Source organism: Acinetobacter sp. MD2 (assembly GCF_035615575.1).
Classification (GTDB): Bacteria; Pseudomonadota; Gammaproteobacteria; order Pseudomonadales; family Moraxellaceae; genus Acinetobacter.
This window is the reverse complement of the sequence record NZ_VTDK01000006.1, coordinates 118,607-132,061: the sequence shown is the minus strand read 5'-3', so window position 1 is coordinate 132,061 and position 13,455 is coordinate 118,607. Positions and strand designations below refer to the sequence as shown.

The window sequence follows — 13,455 nt, the reverse complement described above, 5'->3', positions numbered from 1 at the left end:
ATAATAACCGATTTTACGAACATCAAACCAAAACTTCACTGTGAAAAGTGAAAAAATTGTGAAGAGTGATTGATTTTATGAATTCGTTTCAACAGGCATATCAAACTGTATTACAACAAATTCAAAATGCGTGTGAAAAAGGGCAGCGTAATTTGAATGATGTCCAGTTGTTGGCAGTGTCGAAAACCCATCCAAGTACCGCATTACGCGAAATGTATACTTTGGGGCAACATGCTTTTGGTGAAAATTATTTACAAGAAGCATTGGATAAAATTGAAAGCTTACAAGACCTTGAAATTGAGTGGCATTTTATTGGGCATGTACAGCGCAATAAAACCAAGCATTTGGCGGAAAAGTTTGCATGGGTGCATGGGGTAGATCGGTTTATTATTGCGGAGCGCTTATCTGCACAGCGTTTAAGTACACACGCGCCGTTAAATATTTGCTTGCAAGTGAATATTGATGGGCAAGAGAGCAAAGATGGTTGTCAGCCTGCTGAGGTGGCTGAATTGGTTGCGAAAATCAGTCAACTGCCAAATTTACGTTTACGTGGGCTAATGGTGATTCCTGCACCTAATCATACTCAAGCGTTTAGTGATGCAAAAACGTTATTTGAGCAAGTTAAAGCACAACATGCGCATCCTGATGATTGGGATACGCTAAGTATGGGTATGTCGAGCGATTTAGATGCTGCGATTGCTGCGGGTTCAACCATGGTTCGGATTGGTACGGCCTTGTTTGGAGCACGAGATTATTCGCAAACTTAATGTGCAACTATCCAACCACTTCAATTCTACTTGAACCTGAGCCAAGTGGTTGCACTTGAATTTGCACAGGAATACGTTCGTGCATTTCTTGAATGTGTGAAATTAACACAACTTTGCGTCCTTGGCTTTGTAGTTGATCAAGCGCATTCATGACCATATGTAAAGATGATGCATCGAGCGTTCCAAAACCTTCATCAATAAATAAAGACTCAATTTTCATTGAACCCGATGCCATATTTGCAATTGCCAATGAAATAGCAAGCGCGGTCAGAAATGACTCTCCGCCTGAAAGTGATGCAACCGAACGGATTTCACCATCCATATCGTGGTCAATAATCGCAAGGCTTAAGGAATTGTCTAAACGCTTGAGTGTGTAACGCTGTGACAACAAAGCCAATTGTTGGTTGGCATATTCGAGCAAAATATCCAAATTATATTGTTGGGCGTAATCACGGAATTTTTTACCTTCCTTATCACCTAATAATCCTGAAATCTTACTCCAGCGATGTTCCTGCACCTGAATGGTTTGAATCTGCTCGGAAAACTGTTGTTGCTTGGCTAAATTTTGCTGATGTAATTCGAGTTTAAGCTTGTAGTGATCACGTTGTTCGCTACAGTGTTGCCAAGCGGTTTGGGTCGTTTGGATGTGTTGTTGTAGCGCCGAAAAATCGATTTCAGGTTGCGTGTGTAAATGTTCGTTATGCTGTGCTTGTAAGGTATTGAGCGAAGCGATTATATCGTTGAGTGTGCGCTCAACTTGCTGTAATTGTTGGCGAATTTGTTGCTGTTGTTGGGTCGAAACAGCCAATAAGGTTAGAAATTCAGAGGGTGAAATTTGAGAATGCTGTACCGACCATGCATCAATTTCTGTTTGGATTTGGTGTAGTGTGGCTTGCGTGTCTTGCAGCTTGGTCTTAACTTGTTCTAAGTCATTGCGTTGCTGTTCAAAATGTTGCCGAGCTTGTTCAAAGGTAGTTTTAATTTGTTGATATTGTTGCTGTAAGTATTGATGTTGCTGTTCATGTGCAATCAGCCATTCGTTGGCTTTTTGCCCAATTAATCCTGTCATGTGTTGAATGAGTTGTGCTGCATGCTCACTATTTTGTTTGCCTGTTTGTTCAACTTCAGTTAGGTGGTGGTTTAACTCGGTGAGTTGTTGCTTAATATGTTGCAGCGTTGCTTGAATTAGTTGTTGCTGTTGTTGATTTTGTTCAATTTGTTTTGACGTTAATTCATCGTGTTGCAAGAGTTGCATACGTGTTTGTAAACAAACCAGTAACTGCTGTGCAGTTTTTAAACGTGTGTTATTCCAGTGTTGCTGTTCATCGGTATTTAAACACATTAGAATTGGTTCAAGTTGCTGTTTTCGCTGTTGTAAACTGTGTAATTGCTGCGTGATGTCTTGGATGTTTTTTTGCAGTTTGAGTTGCTGCATTTGTGCGTGTTGTAGCAGTTTTAAATGATCTTCAGTTTGTTGTTTAAGCTGAATATTTTGCTCAGTCTGTTGTTGTAATTGTATGTTGAACTGATTGATGTTTTGATTAAAATCTAAGGTTAAATCAACAGCATGCAAGGCATCTGTTAATTGAGTTTGTTGGTGCTGATATTTCTCCTGTTGTTGTGTGAGTGTTGTTGTTAACTGGGCCAATTTTGCTTGTAATTGGGTCAATTGTTGCTGCAAATTTTGCCATGTTTCAAATTGCTGTTGTTCTGCTTGAATGGCTTGATTTTCTTGCTGTTGTTGTAGTATATGCAAGCTTTCAGACAGCGCATTTGTATCATCACGATAAGGATGTGAAGTGCTGCCACACACCAAACAAGGTTGATTTTCCTGTAAATTGTCTCGTAATTGCGTGATATTTTCACTGTGCAATAAACGTTGTTGCTGTAAAAATTGTTGTAATTGTGCGCTGGCTTGCTTGGCTTTTAAGTAGTCTTGTTCGCTATTTTTCGTTTGTGCCAATAAGATTGTTTCAGCTTCAAATGTCTGTTGTTGCTGAATTTGGATGTTTTCAATCTCTTGCGCTAAGCCGAGACAATCAAGCCACTGTTGTTGTAGTTTTTCAAACTGATACTGTCGATTCCGTTGTTGCTCATTTAAGCGTTGTTGCTGTTCAATTTTTGCATGTAATTGGGGTAAGTCACCAAACTGCTGTGTTAAATCGTCTAGTTGTGACTGGTCTTGGTGTAGCGTATGTTCAGCCTGCGCAATATCCCCAATACGATTTTCGATGTGCTGATAGCTTTCAATAAACTGTTGTAGTTGCTGTAAATGTAGGTGTAAAGCAGGGTCTAAACTTGAAAATGCATTGCTTTGTTCAAGTTGAAACTGGCTGTTTTTGTGTTGCTGGCTAAGTTGTTGGGCTTGATGTGCAAGTTGTTGTTGCTCAATTAAAATAGGTTGCAGCTGTTCTTCAAGCTGTTGAATTTTTTGCTTAGTTTGCTTGTATTGTGTGGCGATATAGTCACGATCTTGCACATATTTTGCCACTTGTTTAAGTTCAGTGTGATGTTGTTGTCTGAATGTTTGTAGTTGTTGCAATGCTTGCTCAGCTTGATTGTACTGCTGTGTTTCTTGGTCAAAATTTTGTTTTAACGCATCAAAAAGCGTTTGTTGTTGGTTTAACTTTGGTTCAAGTTGTTGCTGTATTTTGAGTAATTGTTGCTGTTGAAATACTTGCGGGCGAATTTCAGCAAAAATTTCTAACTGTGCTAATAATTGTTGATCTGTACCTAAATCATCATAAATCTTACGTTGTTCAAGCTGTTGTTGTTGTTTAAGTTGAATATCATGTTCAAGTTTTTGCTTACGTTCAAACCATTGGTGTGTTAGTTGCAGTTGTTGTTTTTTTTCTTCAAGTTGTTGATATTTATGTTGTTCTTGTGCAAAACTCTCACCTAATTGCTGTAATTCTTCATCAGACAATAACTCAATATGCCCTAAAACACTTTCAATTTGCTTGCGTTGTAAGGTCATTTCTTTGGTCTTTTCAAATGCTAATTGTCCAATTTTGGCAAAAATTGCCGAATTGGTAAGGTACTCTAATAGTTCACCTCGTTCATTGTCTCGTGCTTTTAAAAAAGCCGTGACTTCCGACTGTGCCAACAAAACTGCACGTGTAAATTGCTCAAAACTCAGTTGGGTGATGTGTTGAATATGCTGTTCAACGGCTTTAGGTTTATCGGCAATCACGACACCATCAGTTAAACATTTTAAACTACGTTGTATGCTTTGCAATTTACCATTGGCATTTTTATTGGCACGTTTTATTTCCCAACGTGCCACATAGCGTTTTTGATCTTGTGCGATAAAACACAGTTCAGCGAAACCATGCGCTGTACCACGACGCAATACGGTCAGTGGTGAGTTGGTTAGAAGTTCTGAGCCATCGACATCTGTAAGCTTACCATCACTTCCTTTTAGCCTTGGCATTTTATTAAATAGGGCAAGGCACATCGCATCTAAAATGGTCGATTTACCGGCACCTGTTTTGCCGACAATCGCCACCAAACCTGCATTTGCCAAAGGCTCAGCTTCAAAATCAATACAATGTTCACCTGCCAAAGATGCCAGATTTTTAAGTCGAATCGATAAAATTTTCATGGCAAACCTTTAGTGCGTGTGTTCATCTTCAAGTTGTTTTTGTGCTTCTGCGACTAAACTTAAAAAGTCTTGAGTGACTGTATCATCGTTGTTATAGCCTTTTTGTGTCCAAATTTGTTGAAATAATTTTTCAGGTGTGGGCGGTTCTAATGCCATATTTTCTGCATGATGAGCTGTATCTAACGATGCGAGATATTGCCGAGAAATACGCACTAAACGATAACGATTTGGTGGCAAAGCATCTTCAAATTGTTGTCTTAAATTAAGCTGAGGTGGGGTTAAGGTGTGATATTCAATATCGACATATTCACGCTGATCAATCGAATCAATTTCGCAATTTGGCAAATTTTTTAATTGCTGCATAACCTCATTTAATTCGCCTTTAATTTTATGTAGTTGGACTGTACGGGGAATTTCGAGCGCAGTAAATTCAAAGCTATTTTTTGTTGGATTGATTGTCACGTCAACCACTTGATGCTTATAGTTAATTTCGCTAAACGAAAGAGGAATAGGCGAGCCACTATAACGAATGTGTGGATGCTGTACTTTTTGTGGTTTATGCAAATGTCCAAGTGCAACATAATCAATTGCATCATCAAATAACGAGGTCGACAGTGCTTCTTCATTACCAATAATAATTGGGCGTTCAGAGTCTGATGTTTCACCACCTTGCATATGTGCATGTGAAATTAAAATTAGGGCTTGATCAGGCGTTTTACGGCGTTTGGCTTCGGCAATCAGTTGCTCATGTAAGTAGTGAATGGCACTTTGGCTGTTGCTTGTTTGTTCATTAAATCCAGTAATTTCTGCCGAACGTAAAAAAGGCAGTGCAATACACCATGCAATTACATTTTGGGCTGCATCGTAAATGGGTAAAATGAGCCGATCTAAATTAAGGCTTTTGTCTTGATTCCAACGCACTACACCAACTGCTTTGGCATTATATTTTTCTAATAAAGGCTCGACTTGTTCAATCCGATAGCCTGAATCATGATTGCCTGCAATCATTAAAGTTTGCATCTCTGGCGCTAATGCATGTGCATCGGCAAGAAATTGATAAAGTTGTTTTTGTGCCTGTGAACTTGGATTAATGACATCAAAAATATCGCCCGCAATGAGTAGAGCATGTGGTTGCTTTTGCTGAATTTTTGTCAATAGCCATGCTAAAAATTGTTCATGTTCATAATGGCGAGAATGGTTGTAAAAAAATTGTCCTAAATGCCAATCTGAAGTGTGAAGAAAATGAACGGTCATGAAGCATGCTATTCCTATTTTGAGTCTAGGATAAGGTAGCACAACTGGCGATGAGTTTTTATATCGATTGTCAAATACAGGTCAGTATTTGTCGTTTGAATGGGCAGCATCCCACATAAAAAAACAGCCATATCTATGCGATATGGCTGTTCAATTTTACCGAAAATTATGCTTTTTTCGGTGCAATATGTTCAGGTTGATGTTTTGGTGGAAGCGGTTTTTTTGCATGTTTTTTCACTTGATGTGGTTTTTTTACATCGTGTTTTACAGCATGTTTTTGTGGTGCAGGTTTATGTTGTTGAGCGACTTGGTGGTGTTCAGTAGGTTTTGGTGCAATGTGATGTTTTTCAGGAGCTGGTTGTTTTTCTGCTGTTGGTGCTGCCATTGCTGTTGCCGCAAAAGCAGTTGCAGATAAGCCAAGAATAAGGGTAGATAATAATTTTTTCATGTGATTTTACTCTTTTGGGTTGTAACTTTGATGTTGCTATCATGCGTCTAAGTTATGGATTTTTTATGAAGACTTTATTGTAACTGCTAGAGTGAAATCTATAGATAAGTAGCATTAAGCCAGTTTTAATAATCTGTGTTTTAATTTAAAAAGATTTTAACAAATAAGACTTTATATTTTTCTATGGGTTTTGATTATTTAGAATAAAAGCCAGTTTATGTAACAGTATTTTAAAATAGTAGCTCTATGTATTCTTTGAATATATCAATGCATGATGTTGTTTTAGCTTGTCTCAATCTTATAGTCAAAAAGAAAGACCAACGATTCGAGTGAGAAAATCGTTGGTCTAAGAACATCATACAACGGGTTGTTTTTATCGGATACCCGAGGAATTACGTCTATTGCTCTAACGTGAAGGTCACCGAAGTTTTTGTGGATGCCGAACAAAAGGCTTCGGTTGCTACTGACCTTATGCTTTTATAACGCTATATAGTTAGAAAAGGTTGACAATAAAATGAAAAAATTTTAATTAAATTTTAAATTTTAAGTAAAAACAAATGCTTGTTGGTTTTTTATAGAGTAATGTTGAATCTGAAAAATTGTATATTCCATTTGTGCTGATTCAAGGTAAGATAAAACATACTTTACTATTTAGAAAATGGGTTGGGCTATGACCTCATTACGTCCATATTTTGGCTGGTTTTTACTGATTAGTTTTATCACCAGTAGTTTAATTAGTTTAATGGGGTTAATTATTCCTCATGGAAGAGCTGGTTTTTTAACGGCATTTCCATATTTAATTGCCATGATTGCCGTATTGTTACATTTTCTTAAAAAGGAAAGACGAGCACCAACCTCTTCTGAAAAATACAAATTCACTTGGGGATTCTTGGCTATTTTTTGGAGTTATAGTTTTCTCGTTTTTTTTGTTGAATTGGTTTGGAACTCGAAAACTGATGAACAAGTATACGCGCATTTAATGGCCTATGTGCAGCACCCAAAATTTTTCTTTTCGACGTTAGGTTTGTTCTTGTTTTTTGGTATTCCTTTATATTTGGTGACCTTATGGTTTTATGGAAAACTTGCACGCCGTATGGTACATCGTATGCATGAAGAAAATGAAATTGAATAAATAATGCTGTAAAAATTTAGATTAAAAACTACAACACTTGAATGCTTATACGCACTTTTCAAGTGACTTTAAGCGTTGCGGTGTATATGCCAAAGGGTCAACAAAGGGTGTCTGCTTGAGTAGCAGTTGGCGTAATAATTGTGCTGATGCAGGGCCCATACATAATCCATTACGAAAATGTCCGATATTCATCCATAAATTATTTAGTTTTGGCACTTGACCAATGTAGGGTACGCCTGTTGGGGAACTTGGTCTGAGTCCTGCCCATTGTTTGAGTATTGGAAATTGATTAAGTTCTGGAATCATGTTGGTGGCGGCTGCAACGATATTGGTATGAATGTCTGTTTTTGTACTTTGATCAAAACCATAATCATTCATGCTTGAGCCACAAACGATATGTCCATCTTGGCGTGGAATGAGATACATCACTTCATTCATACACATGGTGGGCAACCAATTGGGTGGTGTTTTAAATAAAGCCATTTGTCCGTGAACAGGTCGAACAGGAAGCGAGAGTTTGAGCTGAGATTCCCAATGCTGACTCCATGCGCCTGATGCAATTACAAAGTGATCGGCTTGAATTTTATTCCCCGATTGGTCTAGAGCATATTGCACGTGTGGCTGTTGAATTTGTAATTTTACAATCGGGCGATGTTCAAAAAAACTGACGAGAGGATGTTGCTTAAGATAGCTGACGACAGACTGTAAAAGCCGTGGATTTCGAACATTGGCTAACTGTGGAAAATATAACGCTTGGGAAAATTGAGCAGAAACTTGAGGATTAATTGTTGAGATTTGATGTTGTGTGAGGTGTTGGCATATTTGCATGGGGTCTTGAAATTGTTCTGCATATTTTTTTCCAACTTCAAAATCAGTTTCATCAAAAATGAGCATACCTGTGTTGTGAATTTCAAAATCAATATGTGTGATGGGTTTGAGTTTTTTATTCCATTGTTGATACATGGATTTGCCATGTTGGGCGAGTTGATTTACAGCTTGTGGGTAACGCCATGGATACATGGGAGAAAGAATGCCACCACCTGCCCATGAGGCGGCTTGTCCTGCTTGCTGCTGATCATAAATACTGACCTGACAACCGTATTCAATCAGTTCTAGCGCACTCAGTAAACCACTGATTCCCGCACCGATGATGGCAATATGCATAACATCTAAACCCAATTTAGACTGTGTGATGGAATTTGGTGAGTGACTGAGGATGGCACATGGATGTCATCCTCAGGGAGCATTGTTACTTCATTTCTTTGAGTTTTTGTGCGGCTTGTTCGGCAAAGTAAGTCCAAATGCCATCTGCACCCGCACGGCGGCAGCACATTAGTGACTCTAAGATAACGCTTTCAGACAACCAACCATTTTGGATTGCACCTGCCAACATGGCATATTCACCACTCACCTGATAAATAAAGGTTGGAACGCCAAAAGTGTCTTTAACTTCACGTACCACATCTAAGTAGGGCATGCCTGGCTTCACAATCACCATGTCTGCACCTTCTTGTAAATCGAGTGCAATTTCATGTAGTGCTTCGGCACGGTTGCCCACATCCATTTGGTAGGTGTATTTATTGCCACCTTTTAAATTGCTTGCTGAGCCGACCGCATCACGAAATGGCCCATAAAAGCTCGAAGCATATTTGGCTGAATACGCCATAATGCTAGTATTAATATGTCCTTGCGCTTCAAGTGCTTGGCGAATAGCGCCAATCCGACCATCCATCATATCACTTGGTGCAATGACATCTGCACCTGCTTCGGCATGGCTTAAAGCTTGTTTGACTAAGCATTCAACTGTTTCATCATTTAAAACGTAGCCTGTATCATTAATTAATCCATCTTGACCATGCGTGGTGTATGGATCTAAAGCGCCATCGGTGATGAGCACCATATCTGGCAATTCTTTTTTAAGTAAACGACAGGTTTCTTGAACAATACCATCTTCACGCCAAGCTGCTTCTGCTGTCAGGCTTTTATCTTCTTGTGGGGTCACTGGAAAAAGTGCGAGTTTTGAAACCCCAAGTGCTAATAAGTTTTCCGCTTTTTTAAGCAGCAGATCTGCCGATAAACGTTGTACGTTTGGCATACTTGGAATGTCTTGTGCTTGATTTTGCCCTGGCAAGACAAACACAGGGTAAATGAGGTGATCTGCTGTTAGATGAGTTTCACTTACCATCGTGCGAAGTTGATCATTTCTACGGATACGGCGCATGCGAGTCGCAGGAAATGCCGGACGATTGAACGTATAAGTCATAACAATCTCGATGTTCAGTATTAAACTTGGGGGTATTGTAGACCTCTCACTGGTAATTTGCACAAAAAAATGTATTTGAATCGGAGCTTAAGGAATGAGCATGCAGAAATTTTCTGAATGGACAGGGCAGTTAGTGTTAGATGAGCCACATCATTTGCCCAAGGTGTTAGAACAATTATGTGCTGTTTTTAATCAATCGCCTTTTTTTGCACATAATGCAATGTCGATGCAGGTGGTGAATGGAAAAATTGAAGCAAAAATTGAGATGCAGCCATTTTTGGTCGGCAATGTTGCGTACCAAATTTTACACGGCGGGGTTGCGGCAACTTTGCTTGATAGTATTGGTGGGATTCATGCGATGGCTGAACTGTACCAACATGCATCATCAGAACAATATAAAGAAGTTATGCACAAAATTTCCCGTTTAGCGACCTTAGATTTACGGATTGATTATTTGATTGCAGGAAAAGGCACATTTTTTATTGCACAAGCTGAAACGTTAAGAATGGGCAAGAAAAGCTGCACCATGCGTATGAATTTATACAATGATCAGCAATTTTTAATCGCAACTGCGATAGCATCTTATGCCTATTAATTGTTAATCCAATAAAAAATAATTTGGCTGATATTTTACATTTTGATATTAGGAAATTGTTTTTTAATCTTTATTTTAAAAAAATGGCTGCTTTGCTCATAAAATGAGAAAAAAAACAATCTTGTATTTTTACGGCTAACATGTGATGTTTAGCGCATTATTCGCTTATCTTGTATCAGATAAAAAGCAAACGAGAAGCATTGCTGTGATGACACGGCCAAAATTTGCTTTTTTAAAGATCTAAAACATTTAGGAACATGTATGACTGATGTTCAAACTAGCCAAACATCGCCTCAAGAAGATCAAAATTTAAAACAAAAAAGAAAGAAATTATTTTCTTTCTTTTTTATTATTTTATTGATTGCCGCTATTTTATATGCCATTTGGTCGTTTTTCTTAGGTGGTAAAGAAGAAACCGACAATGCGTATGTGGGTGCAGATACCGCTCAAATCACCTCTATGGTGACAGGGCAAGTTGCCAAAGTGTCGGTGCAAGATACCCAACAAGTGCATAAAGGTGATATTCTGGTTGAGATTGATAATCGTGACGCCAAAATTGCCTTGGCACAAGCTGAAGCATCACTGGCTAAAGCAAAGCGTCAATATAAACAAACGTCTGCTAACAGTAGCTCATTAGACTCTCAAATTTTAGTCAGTTCCGATGCAATTAGTAGTGCGCAAGCACAAGTCGCCAAAGCACAGGCTGACTTTAATAAAGCCAATCAAGACTTACAACGCCGTAATACTTTAGCGGCTAGCGGTGCAATTTCAAAAGAGGAATTAAGCACAGCACAAGCGACAGCTCAAACTGCACGTGCCGCTTTGGATGTTGCCAAAGCAGGTTTAGCACAAGCGCAATCGAACCGAAAGGCAGCGCAAAGCAACTTAGCCGCGAATAATGCTTTAATTTTGGGTGCGAATGAAAATTCAACACCAGATGTTTTAGCAGCCGAAGCACAAGTACAGCAAGCTCAATTAGATCTAGAGCGTACGATTATTCGTGCACCTGTAGATGGTGTGATTGCGAGCCGGAATATTCAGATTGGACAGCGTATTGCACCAGGTTCAGTGGTTATGCGGATTGTGCCAATTTCTGAATTATATGTGGATGCTAACTTTAAAGAGAGTCAATTGGCTAAAGTAAAAGTTGGGCAAAAAGCCACATTAACCTCAGACCTTTATGGTAGCAAAGTGGTGTTTCATGGCACTGTGGTTGGTTTTTCGGGTGGTACAGGTGCTGCATTTGCTTTAATTCCTGCTCAAAATGCCACAGGTAACTGGATTAAAGTCGTACAGCGGTTACCTGTGCGTATTGCGCTTGATCCAAAAGAACTTGCGCAACATCCTTTACGTGTTGGGCTGTCTATGAATGCTGAAGTTGAACTAAATTCGAAGAATTAATATGACCAATAAAGGCACTCCTTTTGCTGAGCTTTCGGGTGGTCGCTTACTGCTAGCGGCCTTCGTTATTGCCCTGTCTAACTTTATGGTGGTACTTGATACTACTATTGCCAACGTTTCTGTAACGCATATTAGTGGGAATTTGGCAATTTCAACTTCGCAAGGTACATGGGTTATTACCTCTTATGCGGTTGCTGAAGCGATTTGCGTGCCCTTAACAGGTTGGCTTGCAGGGCGTTTTGGGACAGTACGTGTATTTGTAATGTCACTGATTGGCTTTACCATTTTTTCTTTGCTTTGTGGATTGTCCACCAGTTTGGAAATGTTGGTGTTTTGTCGAATTGGTCAGGGCTTGTTTGGCGGGCCACTCATGCCTATCAGTCAAGCATTATTAATGCGGATTTTCCCACCAGAAAAACATGCACAGGCCATGGGTTTGTGGGCGATGACCACTGTAGTTGGGCCAATTTTAGGGCCGATTTTAGGTGGCTGGATCAGTGATAATCTTTCTTGGCATTGGATTTTCTTTATTAATATTCCAGTTGGGATTATTTGTACGTTAGCTGCGATTCGTTTATTAAAACCAGTGGAAACACCAACGCAGCAAATCAAAATTGATAGTGTGGGACTTGGACTGCTGGTACTTTGGATTGGTGCATTACAGCTCATGCTAGATTTAGGGCATGATCGAGACTGGTTTAATAACAGCTTTGTTTTGGGGCTTGGAATTACTGCGGGACTTGGATTCATTATCTTTTTAATTTGGGAATATACCGAACGGCATCCTGTGGTGGATGTTCGTGTATTTCGGCATCGTGGGTTTACGGTATCGGTGATGACATTGGCCTTTGGTTTTGCTGCATTCTTTGGCAGTATTGTGATTATTCCACAATGGCTACAAACCAATATGGGTTATACCGCAACATGGGCAGGCTATTTAACCGCAACTATGGGCTTGGGTAGTTTAACCATGTCACCTATTGTCGCTAAGCTTGCCACTAAAATGGACGAGCGTATTTTGGCGTCATTTGGTTTTTTACTAATGGCTGTTGTGACCTTAATGCGTGCCTTTTGGAATAACGAAGCTGATTTTATGGCATTGGCATGGCCGCAGATTTTACAGGGTTTTGCTGTGCCATTTTTCTTTATTCCATTGTCAAATATTGCCTTAGGCTCGGTGTTGCCACAGGAAATTGCATCTGCTGCGGGCTTAATGAATTTCATGCGGACAATGGCAGGCGCAATTGGTACGTCTTTGGCAGTGACGATTTGGAGTGATCATTCTAAAATTTCACGTAGTGAGCTGGTTTCAAATTTACATGCGACAACGACCGAGCAAGCTTTAACCCAAAATGGTTTTAGCAGTGGTGAAGCATTAGGAACAATTGCGAATTTAGTTGATAAAGAAGCGTTAACTATGTCGGTCAATCATGTATTTTTGATTTTTAGTTTGATTTTTATTTTTGGGGCGCTGATTATTTGGCTGAGCCCTAAACCGAAGAAAAATGCCGCCGCAGGGCATGCCGTCCATTAATTTAAAAGCCACATCTTGTATGTGGCTTTTTTTGTACAGCACATATGAAAAGAAGCATATTGTATGCTGAATGAAAGGTGTATTTTGTTAATGGTTAAAAGAGTGTGATGAGGTGTAGAAAACTAATTTAAAAAAATCAGTAAATAAGATTCGTTCATATTTTGTTTTTTAATTGGAGTGTTAATATTTTTAATGCTTGTGAAAAAATGAAGCGAAACAGCATTGCGTTTTAGAAAAGAATTGGTATATAACAATAAAAAACCTATCCTAATTGAAAAAAAAGTGGTTTAAGTTTTTCACTATTGTATAAAACGATAAGTAGTATCTATCAAAGCTATAGCATAGTTTATTTGTATTTTAGTTTTAAAAATAATCAAAAATCCTCTCTGCATATGCTGTGTACAACTAGCTATGGAAATTAGAAATCGGGTACAATTAGCCTGTTTAATTTTATGTT

The 13,455-nt window shown here is 39.0% G+C and carries 10 protein-coding genes; 5 read left to right on the top strand and 5 right to left on the bottom strand.

Annotated features, from left to right (window positions below; genetic code table 11):
- Positions 1-77 precede the first annotated feature (77 nt).
- Complete coding sequence (locus FXN70_RS09915) at positions 78-767, top strand: YggS family pyridoxal phosphate-dependent enzyme (RefSeq protein WP_324647299.1); 690 nt, start codon at positions 78-80, stop codon at positions 765-767.
- A gap of 7 nt (positions 768-774) precedes the next feature.
- On the opposite strand, the gene FXN70_RS09910 is transcribed toward FXN70_RS09915, so the two are convergent.
- The 3 genes from FXN70_RS09910 to FXN70_RS09900 form a co-directional block, all read right to left on the bottom strand.
- A complete protein-coding gene (locus tag FXN70_RS09910; protein WP_324647298.1) occupies positions 775-4,371 on the bottom strand; it encodes an AAA family ATPase in 3,597 nt (1,198 codons plus the stop codon).
- Positions 4,372-4,380: 9 nt separating this feature from the next.
- Positions 4,381-5,625, bottom strand: a complete 1,245-nt coding sequence (locus FXN70_RS09905) for an exonuclease SbcCD subunit D C-terminal domain-containing protein (protein ID WP_420714404.1) — start codon at positions 5,623-5,625, stop codon at positions 4,381-4,383.
- Positions 5,626-5,791: 166 nt separating this feature from the next.
- A complete protein-coding gene (locus tag FXN70_RS09900; RefSeq protein ID WP_324647297.1) occupies positions 5,792-6,073 on the bottom strand; it encodes a hypothetical protein in 282 nt (93 codons plus the stop codon).
- A gap of 670 nt (positions 6,074-6,743) precedes the next feature.
- Between FXN70_RS09900 and FXN70_RS09895 the strand changes: the two genes are divergently transcribed.
- Positions 6,744-7,205 carry an ABZJ_00895 family protein gene (locus tag FXN70_RS09895; protein WP_324647296.1) on the top strand — a complete coding sequence of 154 codons (462 nt, stop codon included), beginning with the start codon at positions 6,744-6,746 and terminating at the stop codon, positions 7,203-7,205.
- A 45-nt stretch (positions 7,206-7,250) separates the two neighbouring features.
- Here FXN70_RS09895 and FXN70_RS09890 read toward each other — a convergent pair whose 3' ends face one another.
- Positions 7,251-8,369: an NAD(P)/FAD-dependent oxidoreductase gene (locus FXN70_RS09890; RefSeq protein WP_324647295.1), complete on the bottom strand. Its 1,119-nt coding sequence runs from the start codon at positions 8,367-8,369 to the stop codon at positions 7,251-7,253.
- Positions 8,370-8,454: 85 nt separating this feature from the next.
- Entirely contained in the window at positions 8,455-9,468 is a 1,014-nt protein-coding gene (hemB, locus tag FXN70_RS09885) for a porphobilinogen synthase (RefSeq protein ID WP_324647294.1), read from the bottom strand.
- Between the two features lie 100 nt (positions 9,469-9,568).
- Here hemB and FXN70_RS09880 point away from each other — a divergent pair, with 100 nt between their 5' ends.
- The 3 genes from FXN70_RS09880 to FXN70_RS09870 all read left to right on the top strand — a co-directional run bounded on the left by FXN70_RS09880 (position 9,569) and on the right by FXN70_RS09870 (position 12,998).
- Positions 9,569-10,063: a thioesterase family protein gene (locus FXN70_RS09880; RefSeq protein WP_324647293.1), complete on the top strand. Its 495-nt coding sequence runs from the start codon at positions 9,569-9,571 to the stop codon at positions 10,061-10,063.
- Between the two features lie 261 nt (positions 10,064-10,324).
- Positions 10,325-11,464 (top strand): HlyD family efflux transporter periplasmic adaptor subunit, encoded by a 1,140-nt coding sequence (locus tag FXN70_RS09875; protein ID WP_324647292.1) that lies wholly within the window; start codon positions 10,325-10,327, stop codon positions 11,462-11,464.
- A gap of 1 nt (position 11,465) precedes the next feature.
- Complete coding sequence (locus FXN70_RS09870; RefSeq protein ID WP_324647291.1) at positions 11,466-12,998, top strand: DHA2 family efflux MFS transporter permease subunit; 1,533 nt, start codon at positions 11,466-11,468, stop codon at positions 12,996-12,998.
- Positions 12,999-13,455 lie beyond the last annotated feature (457 nt).